Below are 18,955 nucleotides of genomic sequence, written 5' to 3'. Positions count from 1 at the left end.
CACGCCGGATGGCGCGTTGCTTATCCGGCCTACATAAACAACGCGCCATCGGGCATTAACCATTAACGTTTCGAACCGTAATACACCTCGTTCCAGCGCAGCGCGTCTTTGAACGCGGGCAGGCGGGTGTCGTTGTCGATCACTGTCAGTTCAATGCCGTGCAGTTCGCTGAACTGGCGCATATCCTCCAGATCCAGCGCATGGCTGAAGACGGTGTGGTGCGCGCCGCCGGCGATGATCCAGGCTTCGGAAGCGGTTGGCAGATCCGGCTGGGCTTTCCACAGGGCGTTGGCGACCGGCAGCTTCGGCAGCGCATGCGGCGCTTCAACCGAGTCAACGCAGTTCACCAGCAGACGGAAACGATCCCCCAGATCGATCAGGCTGGCGTTGATCGCCGGACCCGTTTTGGTGGAGAAGATCAGACGGGCCGGATCGGCTTTGCCGCCGATGCCCAGATACTGCACGTCGAGGATCGGTTTTTCGTCCAGCGCGATGGTCGGACACACTTCCAGCATGTGCGAGCCAAGCACCAGATCGTTGCCGTTCTCAAAGTGATAGGTGTAGTCCTCCATAAAGGAGGTGCCGCCCGGCAGACCGGTCGCCATCACCTTCATGATGCGCAGCAGCGCCGCGGTCTTCCAGTCGCCTTCACCCGCAAAGCCGTAGCCCTGCTGCATCAGACGCTGCACCGCCAGACCCGGCAGCTGTTTTAAGCCGTGCAGATCTTCAAAGGTGGTGGTGAACGCGTGGAATCCGCCCTGTTCGAGGAAGCGTTTCATGCCCAGCTCAATGCGCGCGGCGTCGATAACGTTCTGCCGTTTATCGCCGTTGATCTGCGCCGCCGGGGTCAGGCGGTAGCTGCTTTCATATTCATCCACCAGCGCGTTAATATCGCCGTCGCTGATGCTGTTCACCACCTGCACCAGATCGCCCACCGCCCAGGTATTCACCGAGAAGCCGAATTTGATTTGCGCCGCGACTTTATCCCCGTCGGTCACCGCCACTTCACGCATGTTGTCGCCAAAACGGCACACTTTCAGATGACGGGTGTCCTGTTTCGACACCGCATGACGCATCCACGCGCCGATGCGCTGCTGCGCTTTTTGATCCTGCCAGTGGCCGGTCACCACGCTGTGCTGTTGACGCATGCGCGCGCCGATAAAGCCAAACTCGCGGCCGCCGTGCGCAGTCTGGTTGAGGTTCATAAAGTCCATATCAATGCTGTCCCACGGCAGGCTGGCATTGAACTGGGTATGGAACTGCAACAGCGGTTTATTGAGGATGGTCAGGCCGTTGATCCACATTTTGGCCGGGGAGAAGGTGTGCAGCCACACCACCAGACCCGCGCATTTGTCGTCATAGTTGGCGTCGCGGCAAATCGCGGTGATCTCATCCGGGGTGGTGCCGAGCGGTTTCAGCACCATTTTGCACGGCAGCTTCGCCTCTTTATTCAGGGCATTCACTACCTGTTCCGCGTGGGTGGTGACCTGGCGCAGCGCTTCCGGGCCATACAGATGCTGGCTGCCAATCACAAACCACACTTCATAGTTATCGAAAACGGTCATTTATCGTGTCCTTAATGAGTCAGCGCTGCCTGCGATGCGGGGGCAGCTGAAGGGAGATAGTGTTGTTCGGCGCTTACCGCCCACTGTTGATAGCGGCGATAGAGCTGTTCAAAACGTTGCGCCTGGCGCGGGTCCGGTTGCAGGGTGTTTTCGATGCGGCTGGCCATCGACTGCTGGGCGGTGGGAATATCCGGGTGATCGCCCGCTGCCACGGCAGCAAAAATAGCCGCACCCAGGGCGCAGCACTGATCGGAGGCGACAATCTGCAGCGGGCGGTTCAGCACGTCGCAGCAGGCCTGCATGATGACGCGGTTTTTACGGGCGATGCCGCCCAGCGCCATCACGTTATTTACCGCGATCCCCTGTTCGGTGAAGCACTCCATAATGGCGCGCGCGCCAAAGGCGGTGGCGGCCACCAGTCCGCCGAACAGCAGCGGGGCGTCGGTGGCGAGGTTGAGATCGGTGATCACCCCTTTCAGACGCTGATTAGCATCCGGTGTGCGGCGGCCGTTAAACCAGTCGAGGATCACCGGCAGATGATCCAGCGACGGGTTATCCGCCCAGGCCTGGGTGAGCGCCGGTAACAGCTGTTTCTGGCTGGCGCGGATCTGCGTTTTCAGCTCCGGGTGTTGCAACGCCAGCTGCTCCAGCGGCCAGCCGAGAATGCGGCCAAACCAGGCGTAGATATCGCCAAAGGCGGATTGCCCGGCTTCAAGCCCGATAAAGTCCGGCACCACGCTGCCGTCCACCTGACCGCAGATGCCTTTAACGGCGCGATCGCCGACGCTCGGTTTATCGGCGATCAGGATGTCGCAGGTAGAGGTGCCGATCACTTTCACCAGCGTGTTCGGCTGCGCGCCCGCGCCCACTGCGCCCATATGGCAATCAAAGGCGCCGCCGGCAATCACCACGCTTTGCGGCAGGCCGAGGCGCTGCGCCCATTCGGCGCTGAGCGTGCCCACCGGAATATCGGCGGTATAGGTGTCGGTAAACATCGGGTAGCTGAGATGTTTGTTGATCAGCGGATCCAGCTCATCGAAGAAACTGGCGGGGGGTAAGCCGCCCCAGCTTTCATGCCACAGGGATTTATGGCCGGCGCTGCAACGACCACGGCGAATAGCCTGCGGGCGGGTGGTATCGGAGAGCAGGGCAGGGATCCAGTCGCACAGCTCGATCCAGGAGGCGGCGGCCTGCGCCACCGCGGCGTCGGCACGGGTCACATGGAGGATCTTCGCCCAGAACCATTCGCTGGAGTAAATGCCGCCGATATAACGGGAGTAATCCACTTTTCCGGCGGTGTGGCACAGGCGGGTGATGGCTTCGGCTTCTTCGACGGCGGTGTGATCTTTCCACAGCACGAACATGGCGTTCGGGTTATCGGCGAACTCCGGGCGCAGGGCCAGCACGCGGCCTTCGGCATCAATGGGCGCGGGAGTGGAGCCGGTGCTGTCCACGCCAATGCCGCTGACCTGCGCGCGGTGCTCTGCGCTCAGTTCCGCCAGCACGCTTTTCAGCGCCGCCTCCATCGACTCGATGTAGTCGCGCGGGTGGTGGCGGAACTGGTTATGAGGAGCGTCGCAATAACGCCCTTCCTGCCAGCGGGGATACCATTCGACGCTGGTGGCGATCTCCTCGCCGCTGACGCTGTCCACGGCCAGGGCGCGAACCGAATCGCTGCCAAAATCGAGGCCAATTGCAATTGCCATCGTGTTACTCCATCAAGAATAAGCGTATGGAGAAACATTAGAGACAGACGCCGGAAAGGGTCAGGCAGGATCCGCTAATCTTATGGATAAAAATGCTATGGCATGGCAAAGTGTGACGCCGTGCAAATAATCAATGTGGACATTCCGCCTGGCTTTATAGACACTTTTGTTAAGCCTTTTTTGCCGGTGTGTGGAAACAAAACCGGGCAAAGTGCTTTTATCTGGCGGGGTTGGTGAAGGCTGTTTTACCTGCGGAAGGCACCGCCGGGGGATTTGATGATACAAATCACAATATGGACAATTGGTTTCCTTTAATGACATCCGGAGTATTGCCATTATGGCTGAACCGCAAAACGATCCGCTGCTGCCTGGCTACTCTTTCAATGCGCATCTGGTGGCGGGATTAACGCCCATTGAGGCAGACGGTTACCTGGATTTTTTCGTTGACCGCCCGCTGGGCATGAAGGGCTATATCCTCAACCTGACGGTGCGCGGCGAAGGCATCATCAATAACAATGGCAAAGAGTTTGTCTGCCGTCCCGGCGACATCCTGCTCTTTCCGCCCGGCGAGGTGCACCATTACGGGCGGCATCCTGACGCGCGGGAGTGGTATCACCAGTGGGTTTATTTCCGGCCGCGCGCCTACTGGCATGAATGGCTGGCGTGGCCGACGATTTTCGGTCAGACCGGGATTTTCCGTCCGGACGAGGCGCATCAGGCGGCCTTCAGCGAGCTGTTCGACCAGATTATCCATGCCGGGCAGAGCGCCGGGCGCTACGCCGAGCTGCTGGCGATCAATCTGCTGGAGCAGGTGCTGTTGCGCCGTATGGAAGCCATTAATGAATCCCTGCATCCGCCGCTGGATAACCGCGTGCGCGATGCCTGCCAGTACATCAGCGATCACCTTAGCGACAGCCATTTTGACATCGCCAGCGTCGCCCAGCATGTCTGCCTGTCGCCGTCGCGGTTATCACACCTGTTCCGCCAGCAGCTGGGCGTCAGCGTGCTGAGCTGGCGCGAGGATCAGCGTATCAGCCAGGCCAAGCTGTTGCTCAGCACCACGCGGATGCCTATCGCCAGCGTCGGGCGCAACGTCGGCTTTGAAGATCAGCTCTATTTTTCCCGCGTGTTTAAAAAATGCACCGGGGCCAGTCCGAGCGAGTTTCGCGCAGGATGTGAATGAAACGTAAATGAAACGAAAAGAGATGTCCGGTGGTCTGAGTTAACCAGTAAACTACTTATCAGATCATTTAATCGGGCAGGTTATGCAGGCATTTCTGGAACATTTTATTACGCAGTCGGCGGCGTATTCCCTTATCGCCATTGCGCTGGTGGCGTTTTTTGAGTCGCTGGCGTTAGTCGGGCTGATTTTACCCGGCACGGTGATGATGGCGGGGCTTGGGGCGCTGATTGGCAGCGGCGAGGTCAATTTCTGGTATGCATGGCTGGCGGGCATCGTCGGCTGTCTGCTGGGCGACTGGATCTCCTTCTGGCTCGGCTGGCGCTTTAAAAAACCGCTGCACCGCTGGTCTTTTTTAAAGAAAAACAAAGCGCTGCTGGATAAGACCGAGCATGCGCTGCATCAGCACAGCATGTTTACCATTCTCGTCGGGCGTTTTGTCGGGCCGACCCGGCCGCTGGTGCCGATGGTGGCGGGGATGCTGGATCTGCCGGTGGTGAAATTTATTCTGCCGAACATTATCGGCTGCGTGTTCTGGCCGCCGTTCTACTTTTTGCCGGGCATTCTGGCAGGCGCAGCCATTGATATTCCCGCGGATGAGCAGAGCGGGGGCTTCAAATGGCTGCTGTTGCTGGCCGCGGTGCTGCTGTGGCTGGCGGCCTGGATGTGCTGGCGGTTGTGGCGCAGCGCGAAGGCCAGCCCCGACAAGCTGACGCGCTTTCTGCCGCGCGCCCGTCTGCTGTGGGTAGCGCCGCTGCTGCTGGGTGTGGCGGTGGTGGCGACGGTGGTGGTGATCCGCCACCCGCTGATGCCGGTGTATGTGGATATTCTCGGGAAGGTCGTCAGGGGGCATTGACGGGGCATTGCCGGGTGGCGGCTGCGCCTTACCCGGCCTACACGAACATCATTGCTTCAGGTTTCGTAGGCCCGGCAAGCAACGCGCCGCCGGGCAACACGGCCCAATTTACACGAACATCATTGCTTCAGGTTTTGTAGGTCCGGCAAGCAACGCGCCGCCGGGCAACACGGCCCAATTTACACGAACATCATTGCTTCAGGTTTTGTAGGCCCGGCAAGCGACGCGCCGCCGGGCAACAGGGCTCCATTATTCCACCCGCACATTCACATGCCCGAACGGGGGCACCTGATGAACGGCCAGCGGCTCACCCAGCGCATTGCACGTCTGCCATCCTTCCGGCACGGTTAGCGAGTGCTCACCAGGGTTAAACAGCCTGACCAGCATCCCGCCATACAGCACATCCACGCCGCTGACCGCCAGCCCTTCGGGGATCTCTGCCAGCGACTGCCGCACCCGCACCGGCTGCGCCGGTAAAAAGACGTCGAAATTATCCAGCCGCTGCACGCATTTTTCGTCACCCTGCCATTGCCAGAGCGTCGGGTTAACCCGGAAGCGCTGGGCGCAGGCCACCCGCTCATCGGCGGCAAGCGGCGTCAGACAAAGCGCAAAATCAAAGCTCAGCAGTCCCGGCAGTTCCGCTTCCGGCGTCGCCAGCCGCTGACCCGAGGCACGACCCGGCCGCCACAGCAAATCATCTTTGCCCAGCTGCGATGCCCCGCGAAAAAGCGTTACGCGCAGCAGGCGCTCCTCGTATTCATACTCTTTCAGGCCGCGGGCGAAAAAATGGAAATCGTCGTGGGCGCGCAGCTGATGCATAAAAGGCTCGATGTCCACCGGCCGCTCGGTGAAATCTGTCCGCGCACTGTCCGGCTGGTTCTGCCGGGTGATCCAGCCGAAGGGCATATCCGCCTGCACCGCGGCGATGGGCGTGCCGGTGTCGAAAACCAGCTGCATCCGGTGCTCACGCACCTGATTATCCACCGTCAGGTGAAAACGGATCAGCGCCTCTTCCAGCGTCACGGTCAGCGTCACCGCCACGGACTTCAGATGCCCGCTGCGCCCGGTGCGCTGCGCATTCAGGCACTCCGGCAGCGACAGCAGGCTGGCGACGATCATCTCCTGTTTCGCCGGATGCTGCTTCACCGAAACCAGTTCCATCCAGCCGGAACGTAACTCCACGTCCCCCGCCAGCGGCGAGAAGTCATACAGATCGCCGTCGTTACCCAGATCGCTCAGCTGGATCAGCCGCGTCAGCGTGCACGGGCGGCGCTTATCCACCAGGCACAGATTCTGATCCTGCCAGCTGATGCGGTAGTGGGCGTTCTCGATAAAGGTCTGGCGCAGGGACTGCATCCACGGCATCGCCGCAGGTTCATTGTGCTGCACAAAAAACAGCGCCATCCCCAGCGGCGGCACAGGCGCATGGAGAATGTCCACCCGGTTGCGGTAGTAATAGTCCGCCGAAAAGGTCTCCACTTCGCCGTCGGGCGTCAGCAGCACCGCCCGCGGTTTGCGGATTTTTTCCTGCGCCAGCAGGATGAATTCCACCGGCAGACCCTGTTCATCCACCAGCCGGAACCCAGGCGTCGGCGTGATCAGCACCTGATTGTGTGCGCAGAGGGTGGGCGCGCCCGTGCCGTTAACCAGCAGAAAACGGTAGTCCCGATCCGCAGCCAGGTTTGCCAGCAGCAGACGGGCGTGCAGGCTGAACAGCGCCTCGCCGATCTGCCGGGCGTGGGCGCAGCGGGCCAGCACGTCGCGGTTGGTTTCATCGCTGTTGCAGCCGCCCATGCTGTCGTGGGCGTGGGACTCCAGCAGCATGCGCCAGGCTTTTTCCAGCATCGCTTCGCTGCAGGCCAGCCCGTTCAAACGCGCCAGCGCCAGCAGCGGTTCGGTCTGATGGATCAGCTGCGTTTCCGCATCGTCGTTCGCGCGTTTAATGTCGTAGCGCGAGGAGCCAATGGTTTTATGCACTCTGGACAGGTGAGGACGGCGGAACTCCCCCTGCCATACGGCGAGGTCTTCCTCGTTCAGCGCCGCGAAGTAATCCTCATAGCTGCTGACGATAAATTCATCCTCGCTGTGGGCGTTAAGCTCCGCGATAAGCCTCGCGAAATCCCCGTCGCAGCTGACCTGATCGCCGCCAATGGGACACAGCAGATGGCGGCAGGGAGTGAGCTGTTTAAGCCGGGCGATGAGCGGGAAGGTTTCTGTCTCAACATGCGATAGCGAGAAATTACGCCAGCGGCCGCCGCGCTCCGGGTGCGCCAGCGAATAGCCAAACGGCATGATCGCCGTGGTGATGGCGTCGCCGTTCGCCGCCTGCCAGCGCATTTCCGTCGCGCCCATCACCTCAGGATCGTAGCCCCGGCGCAGCAAAATATGCCGCAGCCCGAAGGCCGCTGTCAGCTGCGGCAACTGTGCCGGGCTGCCGAAGGTATCCGGTAAATAGAGCACGTCCATGCAGCCGCCTGCCGCGCGGGCAAGCTCAATGCCGATGCGCAGGTTGCGGAACACGGATTCGGTGCTGATGCTGAACAGATCCGGCTGCGTATACCAGGGGCCGATCAGCAACCGACGCTGGCGCACCTGCGCCGTCGCCCGTTCGGTCATCTCCGGTTTGAGCTGTAAATAATCCGCCAGCAGGGAGCTTTGTCCGTCCAGGTGGTACACCAGTTGCGGATGAGTTTCTAAGGCTTCAATCGCCTCCGTGAAGGCCTTCAGGGCGAACACCTGGGTGTCGAGGGTGGTGAAATACCACTCCCTGTCCCAGTGGGTATGGGATACCGCATGAATAATACGCTTGTCGTTCATTGACTTTCCTTGTCGCTGGCCATTTCCAGCAGGTATTCGGCATGAATATCCTCGCCGTACCACATCGGGAAATTGGTGCCCCAGATATTGTTATACAGGTGGGCGAAAATGCCTTCCGGCTCGTCATGCGGCTCGCCAAACCACAGAATGCGCGGCTCATGCAGGGCGACCAGCGGCGCGTCGAGCGGCTGTAATTGCCAGTCGGGGGTGAAAACGCGCTCGACGCCGTGCAGATTGCGGTTGCCGTTGCGCGCCACCTGCTGCCAGTCGATGGTCTGGCCGATTTTGCGGCACTGACTGCGGGATTTATCGATAAGCCCGAATTGCAGCCAGATCTCCTCCGGCAGGCGGTTCGCCTGTTTACCGATAATGGATACCTGATAGCGAATGGCAGGGCGATCTTTACCAAAACGCCAGCTGTGCCGCACTTTTTCCGGTAGCCGCAGCACCATGCCCGCCTCGTTTTGCACAAAACGCGCCTCGATAAAAAGCTGATACTCGTCCGGCGTCTCCTCCACGCGCACCTCATGCAGCCGCAGCGTGGCGCAGCGGGAAGTCACGGGCACGGCGGTCAGCTCCAGCCCCGGTTTGGTAAAGTCGGCTATCGCCCAGTCGCGGGTGGTGGTCAGATTTTGCAGATAATGTCTGGCAAAACGCTGATAGTCGTCATCGCTTACCTGCCGGTAAATCACTCTGCCCAGTGGCGTGGCAGAGAACACCTTACCGCCGACGCTCAGGGTGCTGAGGCTGCCATCATCGGCGATATAAAGATGATAATCGCCGAAAGTGCGTGAACGTCGGTTGACGATAATGCCCTCCATGGCGACGGGGGCGAGGGGGGTAAATTTCTCTGTTATTGCAGGCGGCAGACAGGCGAGAGCGTTATCAATGTAATCGCGCTGCTCCTGCCAGGAGACGGCGATGTTGTGATAGCCAGGCGCACGGCGGTGCGGCAGACGCGCGGCAAACTCTTCGATAAAGCGGTACGGCTCCGGGATGCCGTTTTCCACACGATCCGCCTGCCGCGCCACGTCAAATTCGCCGGGCAGGTAGTGGTTGTAATCCGCCAGATGCAGCTTGAGATCCATCCCCCAGGTGTGCTCCGGCACCATGATCAGCTGCGCCATCGCCTGACGATACGCCTCGCTGGCGGCAGAGATCCGCCCGGCGGACACCTCCTCTGCCAGCAATCGCACCAGCCGCAGATAGCGGCTGACCTTGCCCGGATCGGTCGCCAGTCCGTGATTCCAGGTGTCGCCAATTTCACTGTCGATTACCGGTAATTGATGTTTGATGGTTTCCACGCGGGCAGCAAACGCATCCAGCGTGGAGGCGCTGACCTCGGCGTCGGGATAACGCGCCTGGTAGCGGGCGAGAGTGGCATAAACCTGCGCGGCGTCGGGCGGGGCGCAGTTATCGGCGGCGTGACAGAACACCAGTAACTCGTCGAGCGGCTCGCACCAGTATTCGTTGCCATAGCCTCCCGGCGAATAGTTGACGATAATTTCCGCCTCCCCGAGTCGCCAGCGGAACAGCGGCGGCACGTCCGGTGCGGTGGAGGCTTCATTAACGCCGAGGTGTAAATAAGCGATACCGGCCTCGGCCAGCCAGGGAATGATCGCCTGGGTATAGCCGGGCACGTCGGTCATTTTGGCGGCGATAGTGCGCTTATTGAAACGCAGATCCAGATCCATCGCATAGTCGAGCCCGGATTGCAGGGTGCCGGCGCTGAGCAGTTCGCTGTGGGAAGTAAAAGGCAGGCCATGCCAGACGATGTCGCCGCGCAGGATGGCGTCAGTCAGCGCTCGTCGCCCCTGATCGTCTGCCGTCTGTAAGAAGCGGGTGATAAGCCAGGCCCCGCAGGTCCAGATAAAGTTTTTCGTCCCCGGCCGGTTCACCTTCTGCGCCAGCTGGATCACCGCCGGGATAAACTCATGCAGGTATTTATCTTCGACGGTGCGGGCCAGATCGGTAAAGCCAATATCCAGATGCGTTTTGTAGATGATATGTACACGTTGCACGGGATTATCCTCGATAAATAGGGTTGGTCAGCAATTGCGCCACCGGGCCGCGGTTGATGCGCAGCAGGGCGAAGGCCGCATCCTGCACGTCAATTTCCTGGTTCACATCGCCGTAGCGATTGGGCACCACGATGACGGTGTTGTCGGTGTAGAGCAGCACGCTGTTGTCTTTATGGGTGCGGAGTTTGACGTGCAGGATCCCGCCGCTGGTGGTGTCGCCCGGGCCTGCCTCGCCAATACAGAAGCGGTGCAACTGCGTCTGGTCATCGCTTTGCATATAGCTGCGCCCGGCGACCAGCGCAGAGAGGATGTCCTGGCGCTCGCGGCTGATGGCGCGTACCCACATGTACGGCCAGCGCAGCCCTTTTTCTTTATGAAAATCGCTGCCCGCCACGGCGCTGATTTTTTCGCCCTGGCAGAGCTGGTGATGCCAGTAGTTAAAAGCGTCTTCGTTGCCGGTCTGCCCGTCCCACGGCCCGTTCCAGATCTCCAGCCAGTCGTGGTCCGCAAAACGGTTCTGCCACGGGCAGTAGTGGCAGAAAGGGTGATTAATACCGATGCGCGCCCCGTTGCGGCGGGCTTCGGCAATGCGCCCGGCGATGTCATCTTCGGTAAAATGCGGCAGAAAGTTCACCACCGGCCGGGTGACGCCCAGCAGGTTGGCGTGGCCGCGCTCGCTGGTCAGCTCCATGCCGGGGATCAGGCACAGTGAGGCGTTAATGCCCGCGATTTCATGGTTCTGCGAAATGGTGTTGTGATCGGAAAAACAGAGGAAATCGAACTCCATCTGGCGGGCGCGGGCAATCAGTTCGTTCACCGTTAAGCTGCCGTCGCTGTGCACAGAATGCACATGCGTGTCGCCTTTCAGCCAGCGCGGAAATTTCGGGTACAGGGTGATCTCCACCACCACTTCGCAGAGGCGGCGGATCTTATGCAGCCCGAGCAGCACGTGCCATTTGCCGTTAACGATGCTGGTGCGCTGGTAGCCGGGCGAGGCGAAATTTTCGCTCAGCGTGATGGTTTTACGCGCGCCGCCGCTCCAGCCGTTGATGCGGTCATTGATCATCAGCCCCATATCCACCACGTTACCCGGCGTGAAGCGGTAGCTGATGTCGATGCGCTCGGTATTCAGACCGGGATCGAACTCCAGGCGGCGCAGGGTTTTTTCCTCATGGGGTGAAACCTTCAGGATACGGGTCAGTGTCACCGGCTCGGTATTCATGCTGTTTCTCCTTCGTCTAACAGTTCCTTGCAGTCACCGGCGATCATCACCACCTCGGCGCCATAAATAATCTGGAAGGCCCGTTCGCTGACCTGCACATAGCCTTTCGCCCGCAGCGTTTTCTTCCACACCGCTTCAGGGGCGACGCGGGAGCCGTCTTTCACCTGAACCCGCAGGCGTGAAATGCAGTTGTCGAACTGCTCGATATTCTCTTTGCCGCCGAAAGCCTCGATGATGTGCCGGGCGAAGCGCATTCCCTGTTGCTCGTTAAAATCCTGTTTGCTGTAAAGCCGGGTAGTTGCCTCATCCTCTTCGCGCCCCGGCGTCATGACGTTGAAGCGCAGGATCAAAAAGCGAAACAGCGCGTAGTAGAGAACAAAAAACAGCGGTACCAGCCACAGATAGCCCCATAAATTGAGTTTCGCGGGCTGGAGCAGTACCGGCAGGATGTCTTTCAGGCTGCCGCCGTAGATCGACACGTTTGCCATTTCGGTAAGCACAAAGGCGAGGCCAGTCAGCGGCACATGCACCAGATAAAACAGCCAGGGAGCGACAAACAGAAAGGTGTATTCGATGGGTTCGGTGACGCCAAACAGGATCATGGTGGCCACCACCGGGATCAGTAAGCCCGCCACGACTTTTTTATGCGGCGATTTCGCGCACTGGTAGATGGCCAGCGCCGCCCCCGGCAGCGCGCCGAAATGCACCACCACGCGGCCGGACTGAAAGCCGCGCACCAGCAGCTGCGGCGTCCCCTCGCAACCGAGCTGCGCCATATAGATATTGGTGGTGCCGCTTACCAGCTGGTTGCAGACGGTCATGGAGCCGCCCAGTTCCGTCAGTCGGATCGGCGTGGTGATCAGATGATGCAGGCCGACGGGCAGCAGGGATTTATCCGCCACCGCCCAGATAAAGGTGCCGAACAGACCGGAATTACCGATAAGCCTGCTGAACTGCGCCAGCATGCCGCCCAGCGGCGGCCAGATAACATAAAGCAGCACGCCGAGCAGCGATCCGGCCATCAGCGTGACGATAGGTACCGTGCGCGTACCGGCAAAAAAAGAGAGTACCAGCGGCAGTTTGACGTTATATAAGCGGTTATGCAGCCCGGCGGTGATCAGCCCCACCGCCATACCGCCGAATACGCTCATGCGGTAGGAGAACATCCCCAGCTCGCTGGTATAAATCGAGGCGCGCTGTACGGCGGCAATGTCATTCAAATGCTGTTGCTGCCGGAAAAATTCAACGCTGGTGGTTTGTGGCGTAATACCATTTAATTCCAGCAGCGTGGCGATAATAAAATGCATCGCCATAAAACAGACCGCGCCGGAAAACGCCGCCCAGCCTTTTTCTTTTTTCGCCAGACCGAAGGCCACGCCAATGGCGAAGAACAGCGGCAGGTTGCGAAATACCACGTCGCCGGTGGCCTTCATCACGCTGAAGGTCGTAAATAAAAGCGAGCCTTTGGTAATGATGTTCTGTAAATGCAGCGCTTCGATGGTGCCGCTACTGGTGAAGGCGCTGCCAAAGCCCATAAACATTGAGCCGACGGTAATGATGGAGATTGGCACCAGCATCGCCTGGCCAATCATTTGCATTGTTTGCTTCATAAAAATCCTTTTTTACGGGCTTTAATTATTCATTTGAATAATGTATTGAAGCACTCCGGTTTATTTGTTTTGTGTGATATTGACTGCGATAATTACTATTCCGCTATTTTCTTTCTTCTCCTGAAAATAATTATTTATTATCAGGCTGACGAGCGCGAATATAACGATTTAACGGGGCGGGTTTTGTGATGTGAACAGCGTAACGCTATCAATGCAGAGGATATTTGTAAGCAAAAGATGCCGCGGTTCACGGCATTATTAGCGGTTTCGTTATCAGGAAAGGGATGGCGCGGGCAGACCATCGACGCTGATTTGCCCGTCAGCCAGGCGAATAACGCGGGGAAAGTGGCGGCGGGTAAAATCATCATCATGGCTGATGGCGAGCAACGTCGTCTGCCGCTGGCGACAGACCGCCAGCCACGCTTCAAAGCGTGCTAACCAGCATGCGTCAAAATCCCGGCTCGGCTCATCCAGCAGCAGCACCGGCGGGGCCATCGCCTCCAGGCTTGCGACCGCCACCATTCGCCGTTGGGCAGCATGCAGATCCAGCGGATGCGCCTGCGCCACGTCCGCCAGGCCGCACAGCTCAAGCGCCGCGCGGACGCGCTGCTCAATAACGGTGGTGGGCAATTTTTGCAGCTTCAGGCCAAAAGCCACTTCACTCAGCACCGTGCTGTGCAGGATCTGGTTTTCCGCCTCCTGAAACAGCACGCCGATCTGCGCGGCGCGTTGCGGGGCGTTCAGCGCTGACAGCGGCTGCCCTTTCAGTAAAACTTCACCCTGCTGCGGGGTCAGCAGACCCGCCATCAGGCGCAGCAGCGTGGATTTTCCGGCGCCATTATCGCCGGTTAACGCCACCCATTCGCCGCGCTCAATGTTCAGCGTGAGGTGATGCAGACAGTTTTCCGCGGCCGCGGGCCAGCGGAAGGTAAGGTTATGCAAAGCGATCATAGAGCGGTCAGTCCTGTTTCATCGAGCTGCCACATCTGGCGGCAAAACGCCTGCGCTGGCTGGCGGTGACGTTCAAAGAGCATCACCAGCGCCCCGCTGGCATCTGCCCATGCCGCCAGGCGGCTAAGCATCTGTTGCGTGGCCTGCGGCGTCAGACGGCTGAAGGCCTCGTCGAGCAGCAGCAGGCGCGGCTGCATCGCCAGCGCACAGGCGATCACCACCCGCTGGGCTTCGCCGCCGGAGAGCGTGGCGGGGTGCCGGTGACGCAGCGGCAGGCAATCGGTGAGCGTCAGTGCGGCTTCAAGCCGGGCGAGGATCTCACCTTCCGCCAGGCACAGGTTTTCCGGCCCGAAGGCAACTTCTTCTTCCACGCTGAAGGTACAGCCGGAGAGTTGCAGGGCAGGGGACTGCTGCACCAGCTGTACGGTCTGCGCCTGTTCGGGCTGCGACCGTTCACCCGGCGGCTGGCCCAGGATCCGCCCGGTTCCGCTAAGGGTGCCGGGCAGATAATCCGGATACCATCCCGCAAGCAGCTGCGCGAGGGTGCTTTTGCCGCTGCCATTACCGCCGAGGATCGCCACCATGCCCGGCTGTGCGATCTGCAAATTCAGGCTACGCGGCGGCGCGGCGCTGTGCGTGGGCTGAAAGCAGAGGTTTTCTAGCGTAACCATAGCCAGGCTCCGGTTTCTGCCAGCATCAGCGCGAGCAGGGTATAACGCAGCGCGCGCTGGCGGCGGCTGTCGGGGGGCGCCCATAAAGTCGTGCGCGTGCGGTGCAGACGAAAGGCGCGCATGTCCAGCGCTGCGCCGCGTACCGGCAGATCGTTAAGCGCGCCCTGGATCAGCGGTACGATCAGCGCCGGGACGGCACGCAGCCGCTGATACCAGCGCCCGTCCAGCGGGACGCCTCGTGCGCGCTGCGCTTCGTGAATGCTCGCCAGCCGGTGTTTAAGCTGCTCGGCAATCAGCAGCGGCCCGGAGAACAGATACGCCACGCCCGGCGGCAGCCGGCTGGCAAAAAGCGCGCGGATAAACTGACGTACCGGCACGAAAGCCATCCACAGTTGCGACGTGGCGACGATGGTCAGAATGCGCTGCCACAGGATGATCGCCTGCGCCCAGTGGCTGGCATCGCGCGGCTCACCGCTCAGCCAGGCCACCAGCCAGCCGCCGTGCACCAGCCACATGCCGACGCCGAGCGACGCCATCAGCCAGGCCACATAGCGGGCGCGGGGACGGGTAGCGCGGAACAGCAGCAGGCTGATGAAAGCCGCGCCGCTTACCACCGTCAGCAGCGGCCCGGCGGGCAGCAGCAGCGCCGACCAGGCCCCCAGACTCCACAGCGTCAGGGAGGTAAAAGGATGCATTCAGCGTACGGCCGACATGGTCGGGAAACGGCGCGTGGTGCGCAGCGGCAACTGACGCAGCAGGATCCAGACGATCGCCGCCGTGAGGATCTTATCCACCAGATTCGCGCCCACCACCGTCAGCGCCACGGATTCGATCAGATCGTTCCCCATGGATCGCGCCCAGGCGACAACCAGATCCGCGCCGCTGCCGGTGACGCCGCCAAACAGCGCGGTGCGGATCGGCACCGCCACTATCGTGACCGCCAGGGTGATCAGGATCCCGCTGACCACCACCTTTGGCAGGGTGCGGAACCAGCCGAGCCGCGCCAGCCAGCCTGCCGTCAGACCTATCACCATCGCCACAGGTGCAAAGGCGGCGGCAATAGGATCGGTTAACAATCCCCACAGCAGGTTAGTGAGTAAACCGGTCAGCATGCCGACAACCGGCCCCAGCAGGACGGCGCTCAGCAGCGTGCCGATAGAATCAAGAAAAATTGGCAGCCTGAGCATACTGATAAGCTGCCCGCCGATCATATTGATGGCGACGGAAATAACGATCAGAACCAGCGTCTGGCTGGAGAGTGGGCGACGCGCCATAGCAACCTCTTTGATTTAAGCGACAGTTAACGGGAATGGACAACGAGTTCGTCATAGCCGGAGAGCGGGCAGGGCTGGCGCGAAAACGACAGCGCCGTCAGTTCGCCAATCACCAGTTCCAGGGTGGTGCGCACCGTGCAGCCGGACATAACGTGACCGCCCAGCAGCGCGCCCTGTTCGTCGGCAATGCTCAGGTGCAGATGCTCCCCCGTTAATTCCAGCGTGCCGGACAGCGAGATGAGTTCGTAGGTGCCGGTAAGCCGGGTGCTTTCATCGCGGCCCGCATAGCGCAGGGCGACCTCCGTCAGGCTGCCGGTAGCGCCGGCAATCCATGCGGCCTGTAGCCCGTGAAGGGCCATAAACTGACGTAATTCCGTTAACAGCTCCTGACCGGGAGCGAGGCGCAGCGCGTAAAACCGCGCCGCAGAGGCAATGGACTGATTCATGGGATGAGTAAACTCCGAAACTCGGACGTGGGCCGAATATTAAGAGTGACGGCGGTTCTGTGTACTGATGTATATCATTAAAATATTCCGCCGTTATGACGCTTTTATTCTTTAGAAATGCCCGTTACGGGAAAGGATGGCCGCAACGTGAGGGGGTAAAAGTGTGATGCAGATCAGATTACTGTCGTTCATCGCCGGGCGTCGATTCCTTTTATTCCGCGTTTCGCTTATTCTAGCTGAAGCGTTTCAGTCGATTAAATTTTCGACAAAATATTAACAGGTCGCAGTTTGCGACAGGTAAGGTTTCCCTTGTTGTGCCGCTGCATTATTCTGTCAGCCACAGCAAATCAGGGACAGCCTTGCAGGAGATCTATGACCGTACGCGTGGCGATAAATGGCTTCGGTCGCATCGGGCGTAACGTGGTTCGTGCTTTATATGAATCCGGGCGTCGTGCGGAAGTGAGCGTGGTGGCAATCAATGAACTGGCGGATGCTGCGGGCATGGCGCATTTGTTGAAATATGACACCACCCACGGGCGTTTCGCATGGGATGTCCGTCAGGAACGCGAACTGCTGTATATCGGCGATGACGCCGTCCGCCTGCTGCATCAGGAAACCATTGAGGCGCTGCCCTGGCGTGAGCTGGGCGTGGATGTGGTGCTCGACTGCACCGGCGTGTACGGCAATCGCCAGCACGGCGAAGCGCATCTGGCGGCAGGCGCTAAAAAGGTGCTGTTTTCGCATCCCGGCAGCCACGATCTCGACGCCACCGTGGTCTTTGGCGTAAATCAGCATACCTTGCGTGAAGATGACCGCATTGTATCTAACGCCTCCTGCACCACTAACTGCATTATTCCGGTGATCAAACTTCTTGATGACGCTTACGGCATTGATTCCGGCACGGTAACGACAATCCATTCGGCGATGAACGATCAGCCGGTGATCGACGCCTGGCACGCGGATCTGCGCCGCACGCGCGCCGCCAGCCAGTCCATCATCCCGGTCGATACCAAACTCGCGGCGGGCATCACCCGTTTCTTCCCGCAGTTTGAAGATAAATTCGAAGCCATTTCCGTGCGTGTGCCGACGATAAACGTCACCGCAATCGACTTAAGCGTCACGGTGAAGCAACCGGTAAAAGCCATAGAAGTCAACCTGTTGCTGCAAAAAGCGGCACAGGGTGCATTTCATGGTATAGTTGACTATACGGAATTACCGTTGGTCTCAGCAGATTTTAACCACGATCCGCACAGTGCCATTGTGGATGGTACGCAGACGCGGGTCAGTGGGGCGCACCTCATCAAAACGCTGGTGTGGTGTGATAATGAATGGGGCTTTGCTAACCGAATGCTCGACACGACGTTAGCCATGGCAGCGACTGGTTTCAGGTGAGATGCACATTGCATCTGCCAAACTTTAAAAAAAACGAGAGGATTCACCATGTCTGTAATTAAGATGACCGATCTGGATCTGGCTGGTAAACGTGTTTTTATCCGTGCGGATCTGAACGTACCGGTTAAAGATGGCAAAGTCACCAGCGACGCGCGTATCCGTGCTTCTCTGCCGACGATTGAGCTGGCGCTGAAACAGGGTGCGAAAGTGATGGTTACTTCTCACCTGGGCCGTCCTACCGAAGGCGAGTACAACGAAGAATTCTCTCTGCTGCCGGTAGTTAACTACCTGAAAGACAAACTGTCCAGCCCGGTTCGCCTGGTAAAAGACTACCTGGACGGCGTTGAAGTTGCCGCAGGCGAGCTGGTAGTGCTGGAAAACGTTCGCTTTAACAAAGGCGAAAAGAAAGACGACGAAACCCTGTCTAAAAAATACGCCGCGCTGTGCGACGTATTCGTGATGGACGCCTTCGGCACCGCACACCGTGCGCAGGCTTCCACCCACGGCATCGCGAAATTCGCGGACGTGGCGTGCGCAGGTCCGCTGCTGGCGGAAGAGCTGGACGCGCTGGGTAAAGCGCTGAAAGAACCGGCTCGCCCGATGGTAGCTATCGTCGGTGGTTCTAAAGTCTCCACCAAACTGACCGTTCTGGATTCCCTATCCAAAATCGCTGACCAGCTGATCGTTGGCGGCGGTATTGCGAACACCTTCGTCGCCGCTCAGGGTAATAACGTAGGTAAATCCCTGTACGAACCAGACCTGGTTGACGAAGCAAAACGTCTGCTGACCACCTGTGACATCCCGGTTCCGACGGATGTTCGCGTGGCGACCGAGTTCTCTGAAACCGCGACCGCGACTCTGAAATCTGCCAGCGACATCAAAGATGAAGAGCAGATCCTCGATATGGGCGACGTTTCCGCACAGAAACTGGCTGAAATCCTGAAAAACGCCAAAACTATTCTGTGGAACGGCCCGGTAGGTGTGTTCGAGTTCCCGAACTTCCGTAAAGGTACCGAAATCGTGGCGCACGCTATCGCCGACAGCGAAGCGTTTTCCATCGCCGGTGGTGGTGATACCCTGGCAGCCATCGATATGTTCGGTATCGCTGACAAAATTTCCTACATCTCCACTGGCGGCGGTGCGTTCCTCGAATTCGTGGAAGGCAAAGTGCTGCCTGCAGTAGCTATGCTCGAAGAGCGCGCTAAGCAGTAAGTTTGATCAGGCGGGGAAACCCGCCTGATTTT

The 18,955-nt window shown here is 59.4% G+C and carries 15 protein-coding genes; 4 read left to right on the top strand and 11 right to left on the bottom strand.

Annotated elements, in window-relative coordinates; all coding sequences use genetic code 11:
- Positions 1 to 62 precede the first annotated feature (62 nt).
- Both araA and araB read right to left on the bottom strand, forming a co-directional pair.
- On the bottom strand, positions 63 to 1,565 hold the full coding sequence (gene araA / locus BMF08_RS01725; protein ID WP_072569799.1) for an L-arabinose isomerase: 1,503 nt from the start codon (positions 1,563 to 1,565) through the stop codon (positions 63 to 65).
- Positions 1,566 to 1,576: 11 nt separating this feature from the next.
- Positions 1,577 to 3,271 carry a ribulokinase gene (gene araB / locus BMF08_RS01720; protein ID WP_072569800.1) on the bottom strand — a complete coding sequence of 565 codons (1,695 nt, stop codon included), beginning with the start codon at positions 3,269 to 3,271 and terminating at the stop codon, positions 1,577 to 1,579.
- Positions 3,272 to 3,608: 337 nt separating this feature from the next.
- On the opposite strand from araB, the gene araC reads away from it, so the two are divergent.
- Both araC and BMF08_RS01705 read left to right on the top strand, forming a co-directional pair.
- Complete coding sequence (araC, locus tag BMF08_RS01710) at positions 3,609 to 4,454, top strand: arabinose operon transcriptional regulator AraC (RefSeq protein WP_072569802.1); 846 nt, start codon at positions 3,609 to 3,611, stop codon at positions 4,452 to 4,454.
- A gap of 82 nt (positions 4,455 to 4,536) precedes the next feature.
- Positions 4,537 to 5,307 (top strand): DedA family protein, encoded by a 771-nt coding sequence (locus tag BMF08_RS01705; RefSeq protein WP_072569803.1) that lies wholly within the window; start codon positions 4,537 to 4,539, stop codon positions 5,305 to 5,307.
- A gap of 249 nt (positions 5,308 to 5,556) precedes the next feature.
- On the opposite strand, the gene BMF08_RS01700 is transcribed toward BMF08_RS01705, so the two are convergent.
- The 9 genes from BMF08_RS01700 to BMF08_RS01660 all read right to left on the bottom strand — a co-directional run bounded on the left by BMF08_RS01700 (position 5,557) and on the right by BMF08_RS01660 (position 16,319).
- Positions 5,557 to 8,124 (bottom strand): glycoside hydrolase family 38 C-terminal domain-containing protein, encoded by a 2,568-nt coding sequence (locus tag BMF08_RS01700; RefSeq protein ID WP_072569804.1) that lies wholly within the window; start codon positions 8,122 to 8,124, stop codon positions 5,557 to 5,559.
- Positions 8,121 to 10,145 (bottom strand): DUF5054 domain-containing protein, encoded by a 2,025-nt coding sequence (locus BMF08_RS01695; protein ID WP_072569805.1) that lies wholly within the window; start codon positions 10,143 to 10,145, stop codon positions 8,121 to 8,123. Before BMF08_RS01695 ends, BMF08_RS01700 begins: the two co-directional genes overlap by 4 nt.
- A 4-nt stretch (positions 10,146 to 10,149) precedes the next feature.
- Positions 10,150 to 11,367, bottom strand: a complete 1,218-nt coding sequence (locus tag BMF08_RS01690) for a CehA/McbA family metallohydrolase (protein WP_072569806.1) — start codon at positions 11,365 to 11,367, stop codon at positions 10,150 to 10,152.
- On the bottom strand, positions 11,364 to 12,977 hold the full coding sequence (locus tag BMF08_RS01685) for a PTS transporter subunit EIIC (protein WP_072569807.1): 1,614 nt from the start codon (positions 12,975 to 12,977) through the stop codon (positions 11,364 to 11,366). The genes BMF08_RS01690 and BMF08_RS01685 overlap by 4 nt, the downstream gene beginning before the upstream one ends.
- 273 nt (positions 12,978 to 13,250) lie before the next feature.
- The gene (locus tag BMF08_RS01680; protein WP_072569808.1) at positions 13,251 to 13,928 is read right to left on the bottom strand and encodes an energy-coupling factor ABC transporter ATP-binding protein; all 678 of its coding nucleotides are present in this window, start codon (positions 13,926 to 13,928) and stop codon (positions 13,251 to 13,253) included.
- Positions 13,925 to 14,599 carry an ABC transporter ATP-binding protein gene (locus BMF08_RS01675; RefSeq protein WP_072569809.1) on the bottom strand — a complete coding sequence of 225 codons (675 nt, stop codon included), beginning with the start codon at positions 14,597 to 14,599 and terminating at the stop codon, positions 13,925 to 13,927. Before BMF08_RS01675 ends, BMF08_RS01680 begins: the two co-directional genes overlap by 4 nt.
- Complete coding sequence (locus BMF08_RS01670; protein ID WP_072569810.1) at positions 14,587 to 15,294, bottom strand: energy-coupling factor transporter transmembrane component T; 708 nt, start codon at positions 15,292 to 15,294, stop codon at positions 14,587 to 14,589. The genes BMF08_RS01675 and BMF08_RS01670 overlap by 13 nt, the downstream gene beginning before the upstream one ends.
- Positions 15,295 to 15,873 carry an ECF transporter S component gene (locus tag BMF08_RS01665; protein ID WP_072569811.1) on the bottom strand — a complete coding sequence of 193 codons (579 nt, stop codon included), beginning with the start codon at positions 15,871 to 15,873 and terminating at the stop codon, positions 15,295 to 15,297.
- A 26-nt stretch (positions 15,874 to 15,899) separates the two neighbouring features.
- Complete coding sequence (locus BMF08_RS01660; RefSeq protein WP_072569812.1) at positions 15,900 to 16,319, bottom strand: PPC domain-containing DNA-binding protein; 420 nt, start codon at positions 16,317 to 16,319, stop codon at positions 15,900 to 15,902.
- Between the two features lie 372 nt (positions 16,320 to 16,691).
- Here BMF08_RS01660 and epd point away from each other — a divergent pair, with 372 nt between their 5' ends.
- Both epd and pgk read left to right on the top strand, forming a co-directional pair.
- Positions 16,692 to 17,711, top strand: coding sequence for an erythrose-4-phosphate dehydrogenase (gene epd, locus BMF08_RS01650; protein ID WP_072569814.1), 1,020 nt, complete (start codon positions 16,692 to 16,694; stop codon positions 17,709 to 17,711).
- 48 nt (positions 17,712 to 17,759) lie between these two features.
- Positions 17,760 to 18,923 carry a phosphoglycerate kinase gene (pgk, locus tag BMF08_RS01645; RefSeq protein WP_072569815.1) on the top strand — a complete coding sequence of 388 codons (1,164 nt, stop codon included), beginning with the start codon at positions 17,760 to 17,762 and terminating at the stop codon, positions 18,921 to 18,923.
- The last annotated feature ends 32 nt before the right edge of the window (positions 18,924 to 18,955 follow it).

The sequence above is a fragment of the Enterobacter sp. SA187 genome (assembly GCF_001888805.2).
Lineage (GTDB): Bacteria > Pseudomonadota > Gammaproteobacteria > Enterobacterales > Enterobacteriaceae > Enterobacter_D.
Note: the sequence above shows the minus strand (reverse complement) of the source record. Positions and strands in the feature narration are given on the sequence as shown.

Coding starts and splice junctions, on each gene's coding strand:
- araA (WP_072569799.1), bottom strand. CDS start 1,565: ATGACCGTTTTCGATAACTATGAAGTGTGGTTTGTGATTGGCAGCCAG.
- araB (WP_072569800.1), bottom strand. CDS start 3,271: ATGGCAATTGCAATTGGCCTCGATTTTGGCAGCGATTCGGTTCGCGCC.
- araC (WP_072569802.1), top strand. CDS start 3,609: ATGGCTGAACCGCAAAACGATCCGCTGCTGCCTGGCTACTCTTTCAAT.
- BMF08_RS01705 (WP_072569803.1), top strand. CDS start 4,537: ATGCAGGCATTTCTGGAACATTTTATTACGCAGTCGGCGGCGTATTCC.
- BMF08_RS01700 (WP_072569804.1), bottom strand. CDS start 8,124: ATGAACGACAAGCGTATTATTCATGCGGTATCCCATACCCACTGGGAC.
- BMF08_RS01690 (WP_072569806.1), bottom strand. CDS start 11,367: ATGAATACCGAGCCGGTGACACTGACCCGTATCCTGAAGGTTTCACCC.
- BMF08_RS01685 (WP_072569807.1), bottom strand. CDS start 12,977: ATGAAGCAAACAATGCAAATGATTGGCCAGGCGATGCTGGTGCCAATC.
- BMF08_RS01680 (WP_072569808.1), bottom strand. CDS start 13,928: ATGATCGCTTTGCATAACCTTACCTTCCGCTGGCCCGCGGCCGCGGAA.
- BMF08_RS01675 (WP_072569809.1), bottom strand. CDS start 14,599: ATGGTTACGCTAGAAAACCTCTGCTTTCAGCCCACGCACAGCGCCGCG.
- BMF08_RS01670 (WP_072569810.1), bottom strand. CDS start 15,294: ATGCATCCTTTTACCTCCCTGACGCTGTGGAGTCTGGGGGCCTGGTCG.
- BMF08_RS01665 (WP_072569811.1), bottom strand. CDS start 15,873: ATGGCGCGTCGCCCACTCTCCAGCCAGACGCTGGTTCTGATCGTTATT.
- BMF08_RS01660 (WP_072569812.1), bottom strand. CDS start 16,319: ATGAATCAGTCCATTGCCTCTGCGGCGCGGTTTTACGCGCTGCGCCTC.
- epd (WP_072569814.1), top strand. CDS start 16,692: ATGACCGTACGCGTGGCGATAAATGGCTTCGGTCGCATCGGGCGTAAC.
- pgk (WP_072569815.1), top strand. CDS start 17,760: ATGTCTGTAATTAAGATGACCGATCTGGATCTGGCTGGTAAACGTGTT.